This window comes from Escherichia sp. KTE96 (assembly GCF_000408525.1).
Taxonomy (GTDB): Bacteria; Pseudomonadota; Gammaproteobacteria; order Enterobacterales; family Enterobacteriaceae; genus Escherichia; species Escherichia marmotae.
Genome location: NZ_KE137149.1, coordinates 1942117 through 1960321, shown reverse-complemented (window position 1 = coordinate 1960321; position 18205 = coordinate 1942117). Strand labels below are relative to the sequence as shown.

Sequence of the window (18205 nt, the reverse complement as noted above, 5' to 3'; positions counted from 1 at the left end):
TTTTTGTGACGCCGACTACACTATTTCAATGAGATAAGAGGCAAAAACAGGAAAATTATGCCCGACCAAACACAACATTTTTCGTTCAAGGTGCTCACCATCAATATTCACAAAGGCTTTACAGCATTTAACCGACGCTTCATTTTGCCGGAACTTCGCGACGCCGTGCGTGCCGTCAGCGCCGATATCGTCTGCCTGCAGGAAGTGATGGGGGCGCACGAAGTCCATCCACTGCATGTGAAGAACTGGCCCGATACTTCGCACTACGAGTTTCTTGCCGACACCATGTGGAGTGATTTTGCCTACGGACGTAATGCTGTATACCCGGAAGGGCATCACGGGAACGCGGTGCTGTCACGCTATCCCATTGAACATTATGAGAATCGCGATGTTTCGGTCGATGGCGCGGAAAAGCGCGGCGTGCTTTATTGCCGCATTGTTCCGCCAGTCACGGGGAAAGCGATTCATGTGATGTGCGTGCACCTCGGCTTGCGGGAGGCGCACCGTCAGGCGCAGCTTGCGATGCTTGCTGAATGGGTGAATCAACTACCGAACGGCGAACCAGTATTAGTCGCGGGAGATTTCAACGACTGGCGGCAAAAAGCCAATCATCCCTTAAAAGTACTGGCTGGGCTGGATGAGATATTTACCCGCGCCCACGGACGCCCGGCGCGAACATTTCCGGTGCAATTTCCCGTTCTTCGTCTGGACAGGATTTACGTCAAAAACGCCAGTGCCAGTGCGCCCACAGCGCTGCCGCTGCGGACCTGGCGACATCTTTCTGACCATGCCCCTTTGAGTGTGGAGATCCATCTATGAAATGTGGTTGGCGCGAAGGGAACAAGATTCAGTTACTGGAAAACGGCGAGCAATATTACCCTGCTGTGTTTAAAGCGATTAACGAAGCAGAGCAACGCATCATCCTTGAGACATTTATCTGGTTTGAAGATGACGTCGGCAAACAGCTACATGCGGCGCTGCTGGCAGCGGCGCAACGTGGGGTTAAAGCGGAAGTCTTGCTGGATGGCTATGGTTCGCCAGATCTCAGCGATGAATTTGTCAGCGAACTGACCGCGGCTGGCGTGGTATTTCGTTATTACGATCCTCGTCCTCGCCTGTTCGGTATGCGCACGAATGTGTTCCGCCGGATGCATCGCAAAATTGTGGTCATCGATACACGAATCGCCTTTATCGGCGGGATAAATTACTCCGCCGAGCATATGTCCAGCTACGGCCCACAGGCCAAACAGGATTACGCGGTGCGGCTGGAAGGGCCGATTGTTGAAGATATTCTGCAGTTTGAGCTGGAAAACTTGCCTGGGCAGAGCGCGGCACGCCGCTGGTGGCGACGTCACCATAAAGCGGAAGAAAACCGCCAACCGGGGGAAGCGCAGGTATTACTGGTCTGGCGCGATAACGAAGAACATCGCAGCGATATCGAGCGCCACTATTTGAAAATGCTCACTCAGGCGCGGCGGGAAGTGATTATCGCCAACGCCTACTTCTTTCCCGGCTATCGATTTTTACACGCCTTACGTAAAGCGGCACGGCGCGGGGTGCGGATCAAACTGATTATTCAGGGTGAACCGGATATGCCGATTGTCAGGGTTGGCGCGCGTTTGCTCTATAACTATCTGGTTAAAGGCGGCGTTCAAGTGTTTGAGTATCGCCGCCGCCCGCTCCACGGCAAAGTGGCGTTAATGGATGATCACTGGGCGACGGTAGGCTCCAGTAATCTCGATCCGCTCAGTTTGTCGCTGAATCTCGAAGCTAACGTCATCATCTACGATCGTAATTTTAACCAGACGCTACGCGACAATCTTAATGGCATCATCGCCGCCGATTGTCGGCAGGTAGATGAAAGTATGCTGCCAAAACGCACCTGGTGGAATCTGACTAAAAGCGTGCTGGCATTCCACTTTTTGCGCCACTTCCCGGCGCTGGTGGGCTGGCTTCCGGCGCATACGCCGCGTCTGGCACAGGTTGAGCCGCCCGCGCAACCGGCAATGGAAACGCAGGATCGGGTAGAAACAGAAAATACGGGGGTAAAGCCCTGATGAGTAAATCCCATCCTCGCTGGCGCTTAGCAAAGAAGATCCTTACCTGGCTATTTTTTATCGCGGTGATTGTGTTGCTGGTGGTCTACGCCAAAAAAGTGGACTGGGAAGAGGTCTGGAAGGTCATCCGCGACTATAACCGCGTTGTGCTATTGAGTGCGGTCGGGCTGGTGGTCGTCAGTTATCTGATTTACGGCTGCTATGACCTGCTCGCCCGTTTCTACTGCGGTCACAAACTGGCGAAGCGCCAGGTGATGCTGGTGTCATTTATCTGCTATGCCTTCAACCTGACGCTCAGTACCTGGGTCGGCGGGATTGGGATGCGTTATCGCCTTTATTCGCGTCTGGGATTACCGGGCGGCACCATCACACGCATTTTCTCGCTGAGTATTACCACCAACTGGCTGGGCTATATTTTATTAGCCGGGATTATTTTTACCGCAGGCGTGGTGGCGTTACCGGATCACTGGTATGTCGATCAAACCACGCTGCGTATTCTCGGCATTGGCTTACTGATGATTATCGCGGTTTATTTATGGTTTTGCGCTTTCGCGAAGCACCGCCATATGACCATCAAAGGGCAAAAGCTGGTGCTGCCTTCATGGAAATTCGCCCTCGCTCAGATGCTGATTTCCAGCGTTAACTGGATGGTGATGGGGGCAATTATCTGGCTGTTACTTGACCAAAGCGTGAATTATTTCTTTGTCTTAGGCGTGTTACTGGTTAGTAGTATTGCTGGTGTCATCGTGCATATTCCGGCGGGGATTGGCGTGCTGGAAGCGGTGTTTATCGCGCTACTGGCAGGAGAGAATACATCCAAAGGCACAATTATCGCCGCCCTACTCGCTTACCGTGTGCTGTATTACTTTATCCCGCTGCTGCTGGCGCTGATCTGTTACCTGTTGCTGGAAAGTCAGGCGAAGAAGCTACGGGCGAAAAATGAAGCGGCGATGTGAAGTTCGGTTAAGTTCTTTTGGTTTGTGCAGATTGTTAGCAACGTGCTATTTGTTCATGGCGGATGCGGCGTAAACGCCTTATCCGCCCTACAAAACCGGGCTAAATTAATAGATTACAATTCCACTCTGTGCCTGCTAAGCGTAGCGCATCGGGCTCATTGCGTTTCCTCACAATTTTACCCAAGAAAGAAATTTACCTATTTTTCTATGACTAATGAAAAAACCGCGTATGCCTTTGCCAAACAAGTGTTATAGCTATTGCTGCAAGAATCCCGAAGAAGCCGATAAAATAATAATAGAGAGTTAACGCCCCTATAAAAGCGCAACGACAATCACCACCAAAGAGATTAAAAAAAGATACATTACACCTGCAATGGCAGCATTTATCTTATTGATATCTTTACTTAAGCCATATATACAAAAAATTATATTTATGGATGCGCCCCCATGTCATGGGCGCATTTTATAACAGGCTTTTATTCATTGTCGTTTTAATTAGAAAAAATCCCGACGCCAGGCCGGGATTTGGAGGGGAAACGGAATTAACGGCGGTTGCCAAAAATCCGCAGCAACATCAGGAACAGGTTGATGAAGTCGAGATACAACGTTAATGCACCAAGAATTGAATATTTGCGCAGGTTCGACGTGTCGCGGGTATCAATCTGCTCACCCATATTTTTCAGTTTCTGGGTGTCATAGGCGGTCAGGCCGACAAAGACAATCACTCCGATATAGGTCACCACCCACATCAACGCCTCGCTTTTCAGCCAGAAGTTCACCAGCGAGGCGATGACAATGCCGATTAACGCCATAAACAGCATATTGCCGAAGCCGCTTAAATCGCGCTTCGTGGTGTAGCCGTACAGACTCATCGCACCGAACATTCCGGCGGTAACAACGAAAGTACTGGCGATAGAGGCGGCGGTGTAGACAATGAAAATGCTGGAAAGCGTCAGACCTGTCAGCGCCGAATAAAGCATAAAGAGCATGGTTGTCACACCCGCGCTGAGCTTTTGAATCATCGCTGATAACACAATTACCAGAGCTAATTGCGCTATTACCAGACCAATTAAAAAGATGCGGTTGGTGAAAAGCAGCTCCATCACGGCGGCGGAGTTAGCAGCATACCAGGCAACAAACGCGGTCAACAACAGGCCAACGGTCATCCAGCCATAGACCTGTGCCATATAGGTTTGCAGGCCAGTCCTGGCTTGTACGATTGAATCAGAACGTGGGAATCTGTCCATGAAGATCTCCTGAAGATATAAGGAATATCTAAAGGATACTGCAAATGATGAGGGTATGCATCGCCGCAGCGTAAACGTATGTCCGGTACGGTGAAATTGCCGGATGCAGCTCTATGCCTTATCCGGCCAACAAAAAACTACCAGCGTTTTGCTGCCTGCTGATCGCTCTCCCGCGCTTCGACCCAGCGGTCACCTTCCGGCGTAGCTTCGCGCTTCCAGAACGGTGCGCGGGTTTTGAGATAATCCATAATAAACTGCCCGGCCTCAAACGCACTACTGCGATGCGCACTGGTAACGCCGACAAAAACGATTTCATCACCCGGCCATAATTCGCCAATACGATGAATCACCGTGACTCGCCCCAGCGGCCAGCGGTTACGCGCTTCATCAACGATTTCCGCCAGTGCTTTTTCAGTCATTCCCGGATAGTGTTCGAGGGTTAATGCTTTTACGCTGTCACCCAGGTTATGGTTACGCACCTTACCGGTAAAGGTGACCACCGCACCGTCTTCATCACGCTCAGCCAGCCACGGATACTCTTCCCCTACGCTGAACGGCTGCGGTCCGACAACAATTTTGGTTTCAGCCATCTTAGCCTCCGGTTACCGGCGGGAAGAAAGCCACTTCGTCGCCGTCAGTTAGCGGATGGTCGAAACTCACCAGCGTCTGGTTGACGGCAGCCAGTAATTTGCCATCTTCCAGCGCCAGCGCCCAACGATCGCTCTGCGCTGCCAGGTGCTGGCGTAACGCTTCAACGGTTGGAAAATCCGCGGCAACGTCGGTTGCATCGGTCCCCACCAGCTCGCGCACCTGGGCGAAAAAAAGAACTTTAATCATCCGCTTCCACCTTAAAGTCACCCGACTTGCCACCGCTCTTCGCCAGCAGGCGTACCGGACCAATCACCATATCTTTTTGCACGGCTTTACACATATCGTAAATGGTCAGCGCCGCCACCGAGGCCGCGGTTAACGCTTCCATTTCGACGCCGGTTTTCCCGGTCAGGCGGCATAAGGTTTCTATACGTACCCGATTGTGTTCCGGCTCTGCCTGCAAATTGACTTCAACTTTACTGAGCATTAGCGGGTGACACAGTGGGATCAGATCCCATGTACGTTTTGCCGCCTGAATACCGGCAATCCGCGCGGTGGCAAATACGTCGCCTTTGTGGTGACGACCATCGATGATCATCGCCAGCGTCTCGCTGCGCATGGTGACAAAGGCTTCCGCCCGTGCTTCACGTACAGTTTCCGCTTTGGCGGAGACATCCACCATGTGCGCTTCGCCAGCGGCGTTGATATGAGTCAGTTGCGACATACTTATTTCTTCAAATGTGGATGGAAATTGCATGGACGTGTACGGGCATCCAGTTGCGGCGCGATGATATTTTCCCATGCGGTGCGGCACGCTTTGGTCGAACCCGGCATAGCGAAAATCAGTGTCTTGTTAGCAACGCCCGCTATCGCACGAGATTGCAACGTTGCGGTGCCAATCTCTTCGAATGACAACATACGGAATACTTCACCGAAGCCTTCGACTTCACGATCGAACAGCGGCAGCAACGCTTCTGGTGCCTGATCGCCTTCCGTCAGTCCGGTGCCGCCAGTAATCAGCACCACTTGCACATCGTCGCTGGCGATCCACGCAGATACCTGCGCGCGGATGGCGTAGCGGTTTTCTTTAACAATCGCTTTATCGACAATGTGATGGCCCGCTTCCTGCGCCGAATCGCGCAGATAATGACCGGAGGTATCGTCTTCTTCACCGCGACGATTAGAAACCGTAAGAATAGCAATACGGGTCGGGATAAATTCAGTGCTTACCTGACTCATCTGATCTCTCCTTTTGACGTTTTAGCCGCCAATGTACGATAAGTTTTGCGTAATACCGGTGTTATTTTGATGCAGGAAATGGGTCTGTTTTTTCTCCCGCAGCGCCGCTGAAATACGCGCTTCCAGCGCCTGTTGCTGGGCATCATCTTCCAGCAGATCGCGCAGGTTAACGCCGCCTTCACCAAACAGGCAGAGATGGAGTTTACCAATGGAGGAGACGCGCAGACGGTTGCAGGTGGCGCAGAAATCTTTTTCATACGGCATGATAAGGCCGATTTCTCCGGCGTAATCCGGATGACAAAAGACTTGCGCGGGGCCGTCGCTGCGTTGACGAAGTTGATGGATCCAGCCGCGACGCAGCAGTTCGTCACGCAGAATCTGACCAGAGATATGGTGCTTACGGAAAAGTTCGCTACCCTCGCCCGTTTCCATCAGTTCGATGAAACGTAACTGGATGGGGCGATGCTGGATCCAGTTCAGAAAGGTGTCGAGCTGGTGATGATTGACATCGCGCATCAGCACGGTATTGACTTTGACCTTCTCAAACCCGGCTTCAAATGCGGCATCAATCCCCGCCATCACCTGGTTGAATTTATCCTGACCGGTAATAGCATAAAACTGGCGAGCGTCGAGGCTATCGACACTGACGTTAATCCCCGTCAGTCCGGCATCGCGCCAGTTCGCCACGTCGCGTTCCAGGCGGTAACCATTGGTGGTGACCGCAATCTGACGAATAGCGTCGTTTTCCCGCACGGCTGCGATGATATCGGTAAAGTCGCGGCGTAAAGACGGTTCACCGCCTGTCAGACGTACTTTTTCGGTGCCCAAACTGGCGAAGGCGCGAGTAACCCGGCGAATTTCATCGACGGTCAGAAAGCCTTTATTGGTGACGCCGCTCGGCTTATAGCCATCCGGCAGGCAGTAGGTGCAACGAAAGTTACACACATCGGTAATCGACAGGCGCAAGTAATAAAACTTACGCGCAAATGCATCAGTCAGTTGTGAAGCCATGTACACCTTTCCAGATACGGGAGGCGAAGTCATTTCTTCCTTCGCCCTGGTGGCAATCTTTATGAGCATTGTCACGGCCAAAGCACCATATCAGTTGACCCAGGTGCAGAGGCTAGAGTGTTTAGTGGTTATGTCGATACTAGCGTGTAAATGAGATTTTTACCATTCACACTTTCCGCTATGTAATCATATATATAGCGTCATGATCGTGCTATTTCGCTACAGAATAAGGGAATATGACGGTTTTACTTTGATATACATCATCAGGGATGCACAGCGAACCTCGTCCTTTAGAGGTAGAAGAAAATATTTGTATCCTCAATATTGGCAGGTTAATTGCCGTTTCCCTGTCAGTTGCGCTACTGTAGCGCGGATAATCTGACTTCAGGAATCTATATGCGCAATCGTACGCTGGCTGACCTTGATCGTGTTGTTGCACTCGGCGGAGGGCATGGATTAGGACGCGTTCTTTCATCACTTTCATCTTTAGGCTCTCGTTTAACGGGCATTGTCACCACCACCGATAATGGCGGTTCAACAGGCCGTATTCGCCGCTCAGAAGGCGGCATTGCCTGGGGCGACATGCGCAACTGCCTCAACCAACTGATAACGGAACCGAGCGTCGCCTCCGCGATGTTTGAATACCGTTTTGGCGGCAATGGCGAGCTTTCCGGTCATAATCTCGGAAACTTGATGTTAAAGGCGCTGGATCACCTTAGCGTGCGGCCTCTGGAAGCCATCAATTTAATTCGTAATCTGTTGAAAGTGGACGCGCAATTAATTCCGATGTCAGAGCATCCCGTTGATCTGATGGCCATTGACGATCAGGGGCATGAAGTTTATGGCGAGGTCAATATCGACCAGTTAACTACGCCAATTCAGGAATTGCTCTTAACCCCGAATGTGCCCGCAACGCGTGAAGCGGTTCATGCTATCAATGACGCAGATCTGATCCTTATCGGACCTGGCAGTTTTTATACCAGCCTGATGCCAATTCTGCTGCTTAAGGAAATGGCACAGGCATTACGCCGCACGCCAGCGCCGATGGTTTATATCGGCAATCTGGGGCGTGAATTGAGCCTGCCTGCGGCGAATCTGAAGCTGGAAAATAAGCTGGCGATTATGGAACAGTATGTCGGGAAGAAAGTGATTGATGCCGTAGTCGTTGGGCCGAAAGTAGATGTTTCTGCGGTCAGCGACAGAATAGTGATTCAGGACGTACTGGAGGCCAGCGATATCCCCTATCGCCATGACCGCCAGTTGTTACATAACGCACTGGAAAAGGCGTTACAGGCATTGGGTTAACGGGAAGCCGGAAGAGAATTCCGGATTCATATTGCTGACAAAGTTCACGTTATCCATGCCGGATGCGGCCTACAAGCCGCGCAAATTCAATATATTGCAGAGATCATGTAGGCCTGATAAGCGTAGCGCATCAGGCAATTTTGCGTTCTCATTAGCCTCAAACCAGAAGAACATTCCTGCTTCTTCATCTCGTCACGACGCGGCAATAAACAGCTCACGCAACTGATGCAACTGGTCACGGATTTGCGCCGCCTCTTCGAATTCGAGGTTTTGCGCATGTTTCATCATCTGCCCTTCCAGCTCATGGATTTTCTGCTGCAACGCTTTTGGCGACATATCCATCGGCACATTATCCGGCTCAACAATCGGGCGCGATTTCCCTCTGCCCTTCGCTTTGGTTTTGGCAATGTTCTGCCCCAGCGCCAGGATATCGACCACTTTTTTATTAAGACCTTGTGGCGTAATACCATGCTCTTCGTTGTACCGCTGCTGTTTCTCACGACGACGTTCCGTTTCGCCAATCGCTTTCGCCATCGACGGGGTTATCTTATCACCGTAGAGAATCGCTTTGCCGTTGATGTTACGCGCCGCACGGCCAATGGTCTGGATCAGCGAACGTTCTGAACGCAGGAACCCTTCTTTGTCAGCATCGAGGATCGCCACCAATGAGACCTCCGGCATATCCAGACCTTCACGCAGTAAGTTGATCCCCACCAGTACGTCGAACTCGCCCAGACGCAAGTCGCGGATAATCTCCATACGCTCAACGGTATCAATGTCGGAGTGAAGATAACGCACGCGCTCACCGTGTTCTTCCAGATATTCCGTTAGATCTTCCGCCATTCGCTTGGTCAACGTCGTCACCAGAACGCGTTCGTTAATTGCCGCACGCAGGCGAATCTCCGAAAGAAGATCATCGACCTGGGTCGCTACCGGACGCACTTCGATAATCGGATCGAGCAAGCCAGTCGGGCGCACCACCTGATCCACCACGTCACCACCGGATTTCTCCAGTTCGTAGTTACCTGGCGTCGCAGAAACATAAATCGTTTGCGGAGCCAGCGCTTCAAACTCCTCAAATTTCAGCGGACGGTTATCCAGCGCCGATGGCAATCGGAAACCATACTCCACCAGAGTCTCTTTACGCGCCCTGTCACCGCGATACATTCCGCCAATTTGTGGAATGGTGACGTGAGATTCATCGACCACCAGCAGACCATCGGCAGGCAGGTAATCAAATAACGTCGGCGGTGGTTCGCCAGGTCCACGCCCGGAGAGAAAGCGCGAATAGTTTTCAATCCCCGAACAGTAGCCCAGCTCATTCATCATCTCCAGATCAAACTGGGTTCGTTGAGTCAGACGCTGCTCTTCCAAAAGTTTATTGTTTTCCAGCAGCACTTTGCGTCGGTCCGCCAGTTCTGTTTTGATCTCTTCCATCGCCTGCACAATGCGTTCACGCGGCGTAACATAGTGCGTTTTCGGGTAGATGGTAAAACGTGGGACTGTTGAAACGATTTGCCCGGTTAATGGATCAAACAACGACAATCGTTCAACTTCTTCATCAAACAGCTCCACGCGTAGCGCAATGTCGTCGGACTCCGCCGGGAAAATGTCGATCACTTCACCACGCACGCGGAAGGTCCCGCGCTGGAATGCCTGGTCATTGCGGGTATATTGCAACTCCGCCAGGCGACGCAGGATCGCACGTTGGTCGATAATCATGCCGACCGTGAGGTGCAGCATCATTTTGAGATATAAATCAGGATCACCCAGACCATAAATAGCGGAAACTGACGCAACAACAATAACATCCCGCCGCTCCAGCAACGCTTTGGTTGCTGAAAGACGCATCTGTTCAATATGTTCGTTTACCGAGGCATCTTTCTCAATAAACGTATCAGAGCTTGGTACGTAGGCTTCCGGCTGATAGTAGTCGTAGTAGGAGACGAAGTATTCCACCGCGTTTTCCGGGAAGAATTCTTTCATCTCACCATAAAGTTGCGCTGCCAGCGTTTTGTTGGGTGCCAGCACCATCGTTGGGCGTTGCAGATCAGCAATGACATTAGCAATGGTGAAGGTTTTCCCCGACCCCGTCACACCGAGCAGAGTCTGGTGCGCGAGGCCATCCTCCAGCCCCTCTTTGAGGCGGCGAATCGCCTCCGGCTGATCGCCAGAAGGTTTGAACGCGGAATTCAGTTTGAATGGTTTACTCATGAGTCGCTACCTGAAGGAGTGGGCGGGCAGGTGTGTAATTTTACTCGTCATGATTAATAATGCCAACAAATAACACTGGATAAAAAAACAGGCTCACACCACAATATCTCTGTTACGCCGTAAACTAAGGTGTCAACCGTAGGCAAAATTGACGCAGTGACGAGATAAAACGCCAGTGTTGCAGGGTTATCCCCAGAGCAATGGCTTTTTTAACATTTGTCAAGATGGCTGATGACGGATTTATTGCAGGAGATGACACTTTCCTGACAGCCATTGCATTTATCTAACCAATTAAAAAATAACATATATTTCTTTAAGCCGTCTTTAGCGCCAATTTGCGTGCAGGCCGCGTATTCTCTCGCTTACATTACGTTTTCTAACTCTAATGCACATGGTTATCCACAGGAATAGTGGATAACTGCCTGCAGCCCCTATGTCCAGCCGCCTGGGCAATTCCCATACTAATCGTATAATGCAGGGGTAAAAATTTTTTCGCGATTTTTTTAGCCTTTGATTGGTTAAATTACGGACGACTGAAAACGCCAGCTCGCTCGCAATTCAACCAATTTTTTGCTACTTCAGTGAAGTGAGAGTGATATATCTTCCGGTTAACGCACTTTCTGGATTTTCCTCAAGCCAGGGGATTTCCCCCAGCAGCGGTGCAGGTATCATTCGCGTGAGAGTGGCCATATATTCGCCATGCCGTTTGCCTGGCGGCGTGACATCGTTTGCCACCCAGCCTGCGAGAGTGAGTCCAGCCTGCTGTACTGCCTGTGCTGTCAGCATCGCGTGATTAATGCAGCCCAGTTTTATCCCAACGACCAGAATCACCGGCAGTTGTTCGCTCTTCACCCAATCGGCAAAAGTGAAAGTAGCAGAAAGCGGCGTAAACCAGCCACCAGCGCCTTCCACTAACACCCAGTCAGCCTGTTGCTCCAGCGCGCGTAATCCGGCGCTCATTACCTTCGGCTCAATCGGTCTCCCCTCTTCCGCGCTGATGATATGTGGCGAAGTAGGTTCAGCGAAGGTGTAAGGATTTACCGTGGCGTAATCCAGGTGCAAGCTGCTGTTGCGCTGTAACGCCAGCGCGTCGCTGTTACGTAAACCTTCTGCAGTCATTTCGCTGCCGGAGGCCACCGGTTTATAACCTGCTGTCCGGTAACCTGCAGCCTTAGCGGCCTGTAAAAGCGCACAACTGGCAACGGTTTTCCCCACTTCGGTGTCCGTCCCGGTAACAAAAAAGCGTTTACTCACGAGTAATCACTCCCAAAAAAAGATGATAAGTCAGAGGGTATCGCCCCTGTTGTTGCGGCCAGGCCAGTTGCAATCGCTGTAACTGTGAACGCGTTAATACTCGCTGGTCGCGCCCTTCGTGAAGATGCGTTGCACCAATACCTTTCAGTGAACGCATGGCGCTGAGTGCGTCATCAAACCACAGCGTAATGGGTTGAATATTGTATTGATGACGAAAACCTTTCAACGCCCGTTCAATTTCTGCTGGCGGTAAAAAGTGATTAGCGTGGGGGCGTGCGTCTACAGCCTGCCATGCCTGATGTAGCTCTGGTAATGAGCCTTGTGCCAGGGTGGTAAACGCCACAATTCCGCCAGGACACACTACCCGATAAAGCTCGCGTAATGCCGTAGATAATTCAGCGCACCATTGCACGGCAAGGTTGCTCCACGCGAGATCAAACGTCGTGTTCGCCAGCGGTAAGGATTCGATATCCCCCGTCAGGTAATGATGTGCGGCATCCTGCTGACGTGCCTGTACAAGCATAAGCGGAGAGAGATCCAGTGCCGTCACCTGTGCGCTACGTTCACGCCAGCGGCGGCTCATCCAGCCAGGCCCGCAACCAGCGTCCAGCACCCGGGCGTACTGGCGTTGCGGGAGCATTGCCAGTAAGGCGTCGGCACTCTGGCGCTGCAACTCTGCGTGTTGCTCATACTGTGAGGCTGCCCGACCAAATGCCGCCGCAATGGCCTGCTTATTAACCGTTGCCATGCAGCACCTCCAGCAGACGGTCGATATCCGGTATTTCATGCCCTGCGGTTAAAGTCAGGCGCAGCCGCGCGGTGCCAGCGGGTACGGTTGGCGGGCGAATCGCCGTCACCCAGCAACCTTGCTGACGCAGGTTTTCTGCCAGGCGTAGCGCGCGAGCGTTATCACCAACGATTAATGGCTGGATGGCACTGCATGAGTCCGCGAGAGTAAATGGCGAACCCTGTACTCCACTACGAAAACGTGCAATCAGATCCGCCAGTTTTTCCCGCCGTGCGTCACCCTCTTCGCTACGAATCACCGCCAGCGATGCACGTAATGCCTGCGCCTGAGCGGGCGGCATACTGGTGCTGTAGATAAGATGGCGGGCAAACTGCAACAGATAATCTGCCACGCTATCGGAGCAAAGTACTGCCGCCCCACTGACGCCAAATCCTTTGCCAAAAGTCACCACCAACAATTCTGGTTTCATCTTTTGCTGCCAGCAACTGCCGCGCCCCTGCTCACCGATAACGCCCGTCCCGTGGGCATCGTCGACCATTAACCAGGCGTTGTGCTGTTGCGCTACTTGCTGGATTTCTGCCAACGGCGCGCTATCACCGTCCATGCTAAACACGCCTTCTGTCACCACCAGTTGCTGCCCCGGACAGGAGGCTGTAAGCAGACGCGTCAGATGAGTGACATCGTTATGGCTAAAACGGCGAAGCTGCGCCGGACTTAAACTAGCAGCCTCCAGCAACGAAGCATGACTAAGACGGTCGGCAACGATGCGATCCTCTTTCGTCATCATCGCGGCAATGACCGCCTGATTGGCAGCGAAACCGGAGATAAACAGTAGCGCCCGCGAATAGCCCAGCCACTCCGCCAGTTCTTCTTCCAGCGCCTGATGCACCACGCTATAACCGCTGACATGCCCGGAACCGCCGCTACCGACACCAAATTGTTCCACACCCTGCTGCCAGGCGCGGATGATGTGCGGATGATGGCTTAAACCGAGGTAATCGTTACTGGAAAAGTTCAGATACTGGCGACCATCTGCCACCAGCCAGCGTCCGGCTCCCTGCGCCACCGGATAGCGACGACGCAGGGCATCAGCTTCGCGCCGCGCATCAAGCGCCGCGTCGATTTTCTCCTGCCAGGTCATAGGGCTGCCGCGTTGTAGTATTCGTCAGTGTCCGGGGTCATCAGCGCCTGCTCCAGACGCTGCTGTTGTTCGTTATCGCCCGCCAGAACGGCGGTTTGTTGCGGATTCAGCCCCAGTTTGCGGAACAGTTGCAGGTCTTTATCTTCTTCCGGATTCGGCGTGGTCAGCAATTTGCAGCCGTAGAAAATCGAGTTAGCCCCAGCCATAAAGCACATCGCCTGAGTCTGTTCATTCATCTGCTCGCGTCCGGCAGAAAGACGCACATATGAGGTCGGCATCATGATCCGCGCCACTGCAATGGTACGAATAAAATCAAAGGCATCGACATCATCGTTATCTGCCAGCGGCGTGCCTTTCACCTTCACCAGCATGTTGATCGGCACACTTTCCGGTGGCGTCGGCAGATTCGCCAGTTGTAGCAATAATCCGGCGCGATCTTTCACCGTTTCACCTAAACCAACAATGCCGCCAGAACAGACTTTGATCCCGGCTTCGCGCACTTTTTCCAGCGTATCAAGACGCTCCTGATAAGTGCGTGTAGTGATGATGTTGCCGTAAAACTCCGGCGAGGTATCAAGGTTGTGGTTGTAGTAATCCAGCCCGGCATTCGCGAGGCGCTGCGCCTGGGATTCGCTCAACGTGCCCAGCGTCATACACGCTTCCAGGCCCATCGCTTTTACCCCCTGCACCATTTGTTCCAGGTACGGCATATCGCGCTCGTGCGGATTTTTCCACGCCGCGCCCATGCAGAAGCGCGTCGAGCCAGCCGCTTTCGCTTTGCGCGCTGATTCCAGTACCTGTTCGACTTCCATCAACCGCTCAGCTTCCAGACCGGTTTTATAGCGAGAGCTTTGCGGGCAGTATTTGCAATCTTCCGGACAAGCGCCGGTTTTAATCGACAGCAAAGTACTGACCTGTACCTGGCGAGGATCGAAATGCTGACGGTGAACCTGCTGCGCTTCGAAAAGCAGATCCAGTAATGGTTTTTCAAATAATTCTGTGACTTGCGACAATGTCCAGCGTGGGCGGTGAGCCATGGGGCTTCTCCAAAACGTGTTTTTTGTTGTTAATTCGGTGTAGACTTGTAAACCTAAAACTTTTCAATTTGGTTTACAAGTCGATTATGACAACGGATGATCTTGCCTTTGACCAACGCCATATCTGGCACCCGTACACATCCATGACCTCCCCACTACCGGTTTATCCAGTGGCGAGCGCAGAAGGTTGCGAACTGATTTTGTCTGACGCCAGACGCCTGGTTGACGGTATGTCTTCCTGGTGGGCGGCGATCCACGGCTACAATCACCCACAGCTCAATGCCGCGATGAAATCGCAAATTGATGCCATGTCACACGTGATGTTTGGCGGTATTACCCATGCGCCAGCCATTGAGCTGTGCCGCAAACTGGTGGCAATGACGCCGGAATCGCTGGAGTGCGTTTTTCTCGCGGACTCCGGTTCCGTGGCGGTAGAAGTGGCGATGAAGATGGCGTTGCAGTACTGGCAGGCCAAAGGCGAAACGCGCCAGCGTTTTCTGACCTTCCGCAATGGTTATCATGGCGATACTTTTGGCGCGATGTCGGTGTGCGATCCGGACAACTCAATGCACAGCCTGTGGAAAGGCTACCTGCCGGAAAACTTGTTTGCTCCCGCCCCGCAAAGCCGTATGGACGGCGAATGGGATGAGCGCGATATGGTGGGCTTCGCGCGGCTAATGGCGGCGCATCGTCATGAAATCGCTGCCGTAATCATTGAACCTATTGTTCAGGGCGCAGGCGGGATGCGTATGTACCATCCGGAGTGGTTAAAACGAATCCGCAAAATGTGCGATCGCGAAGGTATCTTGCTGATTGCTGACGAGATTGCCACCGGTTTTGGCCGTACCGGCAAACTTTTTGCCTGCGAACATGCGGGTATCGCACCGGATATTTTATGTCTCGGCAAAGCCTTAACGGGCGGTACAATGACGCTTTCCGCCACACTCACTACGCGCCTGGTTGCGGAAACTATCAGTAACGGCGAAGCTGGCTGCTTTATGCATGGGCCAACTTTTATGGGTAATCCGCTGGCCTGCGCAGCAGCAAATGCCAGCCTGACGATTATCGAATCTGGCGACTGGCAGCAGCAGGTAGCGGCTATTGAAGCACAACTACGCGAGCAACTCACACCCGCCCGTGACGCCGAAATGGTTGCCGATGTCCGCGTGCTGGGGGCTATTGGTGTGGTCGAAACCACACGCCCGGTAAATATGGCGGCTCTGCAAAAATTCTTCGTCGAACAGGGGGTATGGATCCGGCCATTTGGCAAACTTATCTACCTGATGCCACCCTATATTATTCGCCCGGAACAGTTACAGCGCCTGACGGCAGCCGTTAACCGAGCGGTGCAGGATGAAACATTTTTTTGCCAATAACGAGAAGTCAGCGTGAGGGTTTCTGGCTACACTTTCTGCAAACAAGAAAGGAGGGTTCATGAAACTCATCAGTAATGATCTGCGCGATGGCGATAAGTTACCGCATCGTCATGTCTTTAATGGCATGGGCTATGATGGCGATAATATTTCGCCGCACCTGGCGTGGGACGACGTTCCTGCGGGAACCAAAAGTTTTGTTGTCACCTGTTACGATCCGGATGCGCCAACGGGTTCTGGCTGGTGGCACTGGGTAGTTGTTAACTTGCCTGCCGATACCCGCGTATTGCCGCAAGGGTTTGGCTCTGATCTGGTGGCTATACCAGACGGTGTTTTGCAGACGCGTACCGATTTTGGTAAAACCGGATACGATGGCGCTGCGCCACCGAAAGGCGAAACCCATCGCTACATTTTTACCGTTCACGCACTGGATGTAGAACGTATTGATGTCGATGAAGGTGCCAGCGGCGCGATGGTCGGCTTTAACGTCCATTTCCACTCTCTGGCAAGTGCCTCGATTACCGCGATGTTCAGTTAAATACTCTGCCAGATGGCGCGATACCATCTGGCATCACTTAAAGGTATTAAAAACAACTTTTTGTCTTTTTACCTTCCCGTTTCGCTAAAGTTAGTATAAAAAAGCAGGCTTCAACGGATTCATTTTTCCATTTCAAAGCCCGGAGCAACCTGTGAACACATTTTCAGTTTCCCGTCTGGCGCTGGCACTGGCTTTTGGCGTGACGCTGACCGCCTGTAGCTCAACACCGCCCGATCAACGTCCTTCTGATCAAACCGCGCCTGGTACGTCTTCTCGCCCGATTCTGTCGGCAAAAGAAGCGCAGAATTTCGATGCGCAGCACTATTTCTCCTCACTGACGCCAGGTGCTGCAGCGTGGAATCCTTCACCGATTACCCTGCCCGCGCAACCTGACTTTGTTGTTGGACCAGCGGGTACACAAGGTGTGACGCACACGACCATTCAGGCTGCGGTGGATGCGGCAATTATCAAGCGCACCAATAAGCGCCAGTATATTGCCGTGCTGCCAGGTGAGTATGAAGGCACGGTTTACGTTCCTGCAGCTCCGGGTGGAATCACTTTGTACGGTACGGGTGAAAAACCGATTGATGTCAAAATTGGGCTTTCCCTTGATGGTGGAATGAGTCCTGCCGACTGGCGTCACGACGTCAACCCACGCGGCAAATATATGCCAGGTAAACCAGCGTGGTATATGTACGATAGCTGCCAGAGCAAACGCAGCGACAGTATCGGTGTACTGTGTTCTGCGGTCTTCTGGTCGCAAAACAATGGTCTGCAACTGCAAAATCTGACCATCGAAAACACGCTGGGCGATAGCGTAGATGCGGGTAATCATCCGGCGGTGGCGCTGCGTACCGATGGCGATAAAGTGCAGATCAATAACGTCAATATTCTCGGTCGTCAGAATACCTTCTTTGTCACCAACAGCAGTGTGCAGAACCGTCTGGAAACCAATCGCCAGCCGCGTACACTGGTGACAAATAGCTACATTGAAGGGGATGTGGATATCGTTTCCGGTCGTGGCGCAGTGGTGTTCGATAACACCGAATTCCGCGTGGTGAACTCTCGTACCCAGCAGGAAGCGTATGTTTTTGCACCGGCGACGCTGTCTAACATCTATTACGGTTTCCTCGCGGTAAACAGCCGTTTCAATGCTTCTGGTGATGGTGTCGCGCAATTAGGCCGCTCGCTGGATGTTGATGCCAATACCAACGGTCAGGTGGTAATCCGTGACAGTGTGATCAACGAAGGCTTCAACACTGTCAAACCGTGGGCCGATGCGGTGATCTCTAATCGTCCGTTTGCGGGTAACACCGGCAGCGTTGATGATGATGACGAAGTGCAGCGCAATCTGAATGACACAAACTACAACCGTATGTGGGAATACAATAACCGCGGCGTGGGTAGCAAAGTGGTTGCAGAGGCGAAGAAGTAAGCGCTGTTAACTATTTATTGGCCGGATGCGGCGTAAACGCCTTATCCGGCCTACGGTTC

Annotated in this window: 18 protein-coding genes, 1 pseudogene and 1 riboswitch; of the genes and pseudogenes, 7 read left to right on the top strand and 12 right to left on the bottom strand. The window is 52.3% G+C overall.

The window, feature by feature from the left end; genetic code table 11:
• Positions 1-57: 57 nt before the first annotated feature.
• The 3 genes from A1WG_RS05440 to A1WG_RS05450 are packed head-to-tail and all read left to right on the top strand — an operon-like array spanning position 58 to position 3013.
• The gene (locus A1WG_RS05440; protein ID WP_001516034.1) at positions 58-819 is read left to right on the top strand and encodes an endonuclease/exonuclease/phosphatase family protein; all 762 of its coding nucleotides are present in this window, start codon (positions 58-60) and stop codon (positions 817-819) included.
• The gene (gene clsB, locus A1WG_RS05445) at positions 816-2057 is read left to right on the top strand and encodes a cardiolipin synthase ClsB (protein ID WP_000649633.1); all 1242 of its coding nucleotides are present in this window, start codon (positions 816-818) and stop codon (positions 2055-2057) included. Before A1WG_RS05440 ends, clsB begins: the two co-directional genes overlap by 4 nt.
• Positions 2057-3013, top strand: a complete 957-nt coding sequence (locus A1WG_RS05450) for a lysylphosphatidylglycerol synthase domain-containing protein (protein WP_001516033.1) — start codon at positions 2057-2059, stop codon at positions 3011-3013. Before clsB ends, A1WG_RS05450 begins: the two co-directional genes overlap by 1 nt.
• Positions 3014-3224: 211 nt before the next feature.
• Here A1WG_RS05450 and A1WG_RS25395 read toward each other — a convergent pair.
• From A1WG_RS25395 to moaA, 7 genes and pseudogenes are all read right to left on the bottom strand, one after another.
• Positions 3225-3341 (bottom strand): annotated as a pseudogene (locus A1WG_RS25395) (BAX inhibitor (BI)-1/YccA family protein); the annotation flags it as partial.
• Positions 3342-3555: 214 nt separating this feature from the next.
• Positions 3556-4260: a Bax inhibitor-1/YccA family protein gene (locus A1WG_RS05455; protein WP_000373618.1), complete on the bottom strand. Its 705-nt coding sequence runs from the start codon at positions 4258-4260 to the stop codon at positions 3556-3558.
• Positions 4261-4397: 137 nt separating this feature from the next.
• The gene (moaE, locus tag A1WG_RS05460) at positions 4398-4850 is read right to left on the bottom strand and encodes a molybdopterin synthase catalytic subunit MoaE (RefSeq protein WP_000852287.1); all 453 of its coding nucleotides are present in this window, start codon (positions 4848-4850) and stop codon (positions 4398-4400) included.
• Position 4851: 1 nt separating this feature from the next.
• Entirely contained in the window at positions 4852-5097 is a 246-nt protein-coding gene (moaD, locus tag A1WG_RS05465; RefSeq protein WP_001516032.1) for a molybdopterin synthase sulfur carrier subunit, read from the bottom strand.
• Positions 5090-5575: a cyclic pyranopterin monophosphate synthase MoaC gene (gene moaC / locus A1WG_RS05470; RefSeq protein WP_000080885.1), complete on the bottom strand. Its 486-nt coding sequence runs from the start codon at positions 5573-5575 to the stop codon at positions 5090-5092. Before moaC ends, moaD begins: the two co-directional genes overlap by 8 nt.
• Positions 5576-5577: 2 nt before the next feature.
• A complete protein-coding gene (gene moaB, locus A1WG_RS05475; RefSeq protein WP_001516030.1) occupies positions 5578-6090 on the bottom strand; it encodes a molybdenum cofactor biosynthesis protein B in 513 nt (170 codons plus the stop codon).
• Between the two features lie 21 nt (positions 6091-6111).
• Positions 6112-7101 (bottom strand): GTP 3',8-cyclase MoaA, encoded by a 990-nt coding sequence (gene moaA / locus A1WG_RS05480; protein ID WP_001516029.1) that lies wholly within the window; start codon positions 7099-7101, stop codon positions 6112-6114.
• A riboswitch (molybdenum cofactor riboswitch) is annotated at positions 7089-7233 on the bottom strand. (Overlaps the previous gene by 13 nt.)
• Before the next feature lie 264 nt (positions 7234-7497).
• Between moaA and yvcK the strand changes: the two genes are divergently transcribed.
• Entirely contained in the window at positions 7498-8406 is a 909-nt protein-coding gene (gene yvcK / locus A1WG_RS05485; protein WP_001246027.1) for a uridine diphosphate-N-acetylglucosamine-binding protein YvcK, read from the top strand.
• Positions 8407-8598: 192 nt separating this feature from the next.
• On the opposite strand, the gene uvrB is transcribed toward yvcK, so the two are convergent.
• The 5 genes from uvrB to bioB all read right to left on the bottom strand — a co-directional run bounded on the left by uvrB (position 8599) and on the right by bioB (position 14800).
• Positions 8599-10620: an excinuclease ABC subunit UvrB gene (gene uvrB / locus A1WG_RS05490; protein ID WP_000042544.1), complete on the bottom strand. Its 2022-nt coding sequence runs from the start codon at positions 10618-10620 to the stop codon at positions 8599-8601.
• A 573-nt stretch (positions 10621-11193) separates the two neighbouring features.
• On the bottom strand, positions 11194-11874 hold the full coding sequence (gene bioD, locus A1WG_RS05495) for a dethiobiotin synthase (protein WP_000043999.1): 681 nt from the start codon (positions 11872-11874) through the stop codon (positions 11194-11196).
• Entirely contained in the window at positions 11867-12622 is a 756-nt protein-coding gene (gene bioC, locus A1WG_RS05500) for a malonyl-ACP O-methyltransferase BioC (RefSeq protein WP_001516028.1), read from the bottom strand. The genes bioD and bioC overlap by 8 nt, the downstream gene beginning before the upstream one ends.
• A complete protein-coding gene (gene bioF, locus A1WG_RS05505; RefSeq protein WP_001516027.1) occupies positions 12609-13763 on the bottom strand; it encodes an 8-amino-7-oxononanoate synthase in 1155 nt (384 codons plus the stop codon). The genes bioC and bioF overlap by 14 nt, the downstream gene beginning before the upstream one ends.
• A complete protein-coding gene (gene bioB / locus A1WG_RS05510; RefSeq protein ID WP_000951218.1) occupies positions 13760-14800 on the bottom strand; it encodes a biotin synthase BioB in 1041 nt (346 codons plus the stop codon). The genes bioF and bioB overlap by 4 nt, the downstream gene beginning before the upstream one ends.
• An 86-nt stretch (positions 14801-14886) precedes the next feature.
• Between bioB and bioA the strand changes: the two genes are divergently transcribed.
• The 3 genes from bioA (at position 14887) to A1WG_RS05525 (ending at position 18146) form a co-directional block, all read left to right on the top strand.
• The gene (gene bioA / locus A1WG_RS05515; RefSeq protein ID WP_001516025.1) at positions 14887-16176 is read left to right on the top strand and encodes an adenosylmethionine--8-amino-7-oxononanoate transaminase; all 1290 of its coding nucleotides are present in this window, start codon (positions 14887-14889) and stop codon (positions 16174-16176) included.
• 58 nt (positions 16177-16234) lie between these two features.
• Positions 16235-16711, top strand: coding sequence for a kinase inhibitor (locus tag A1WG_RS05520; RefSeq protein ID WP_001516024.1), 477 nt, complete (start codon positions 16235-16237; stop codon positions 16709-16711).
• Between the two features lie 151 nt (positions 16712-16862).
• The gene (locus A1WG_RS05525) at positions 16863-18146 is read left to right on the top strand and encodes a putative acyl-CoA thioester hydrolase (RefSeq protein ID WP_001516022.1); all 1284 of its coding nucleotides are present in this window, start codon (positions 16863-16865) and stop codon (positions 18144-18146) included.
• The last annotated feature ends 59 nt before the right edge of the window (positions 18147-18205 follow it).

Bases quoted from the DNA above. Each gene is read 5' to 3' on its own strand.
- A1WG_RS05440 (WP_001516034.1), top strand. From the start codon at position 58: ATGCCCGACCAAACACAACATTTTTCGTTCAAGGTGCTCACCATCAAT.
- moaE (WP_000852287.1), bottom strand. From the start codon at position 4,850: ATGGCTGAAACCAAAATTGTTGTCGGACCGCAGCCGTTCAGCGTAGGG.
- yvcK (WP_001246027.1), top strand. From the start codon at position 7,498: ATGCGCAATCGTACGCTGGCTGACCTTGATCGTGTTGTTGCACTCGGC.
- bioC (WP_001516028.1), bottom strand. From the start codon at position 12,622: ATGGCAACGGTTAATAAGCAGGCCATTGCGGCGGCATTTGGTCGGGCA.
- A1WG_RS05520 (WP_001516024.1), top strand. From the start codon at position 16,235: ATGAAACTCATCAGTAATGATCTGCGCGATGGCGATAAGTTACCGCAT.
- clsB (WP_000649633.1), top strand. From the start codon at position 816: ATGAAATGTGGTTGGCGCGAAGGGAACAAGATTCAGTTACTGGAAAAC.
- bioF (WP_001516027.1), bottom strand. From the start codon at position 13,763: ATGACCTGGCAGGAGAAAATCGACGCGGCGCTTGATGCGCGGCGCGAA.
- bioB (WP_000951218.1), bottom strand. From the start codon at position 14,800: ATGGCTCACCGCCCACGCTGGACATTGTCGCAAGTCACAGAATTATTT.
- moaD (WP_001516032.1), bottom strand. From the start codon at position 5,097: ATGATTAAAGTTCTTTTTTTCGCCCAGGTGCGCGAGCTGGTGGGGACC.
- moaB (WP_001516030.1), bottom strand. From the start codon at position 6,090: ATGAGTCAGGTAAGCACTGAATTTATCCCGACCCGTATTGCTATTCTT.
- uvrB (WP_000042544.1), bottom strand. From the start codon at position 10,620: ATGAGTAAACCATTCAAACTGAATTCCGCGTTCAAACCTTCTGGCGAT.
- moaA (WP_001516029.1), bottom strand. From the start codon at position 7,101: ATGGCTTCACAACTGACTGATGCATTTGCGCGTAAGTTTTATTACTTG.
- moaC (WP_000080885.1), bottom strand. From the start codon at position 5,575: ATGTCGCAACTGACTCATATCAACGCCGCTGGCGAAGCGCACATGGTG.
- A1WG_RS05450 (WP_001516033.1), top strand. From the start codon at position 2,057: ATGAGTAAATCCCATCCTCGCTGGCGCTTAGCAAAGAAGATCCTTACC.
- A1WG_RS05455 (WP_000373618.1), bottom strand. From the start codon at position 4,260: ATGGACAGATTCCCACGTTCTGATTCAATCGTACAAGCCAGGACTGGC.
- bioA (WP_001516025.1), top strand. From the start codon at position 14,887: ATGACAACGGATGATCTTGCCTTTGACCAACGCCATATCTGGCACCCG.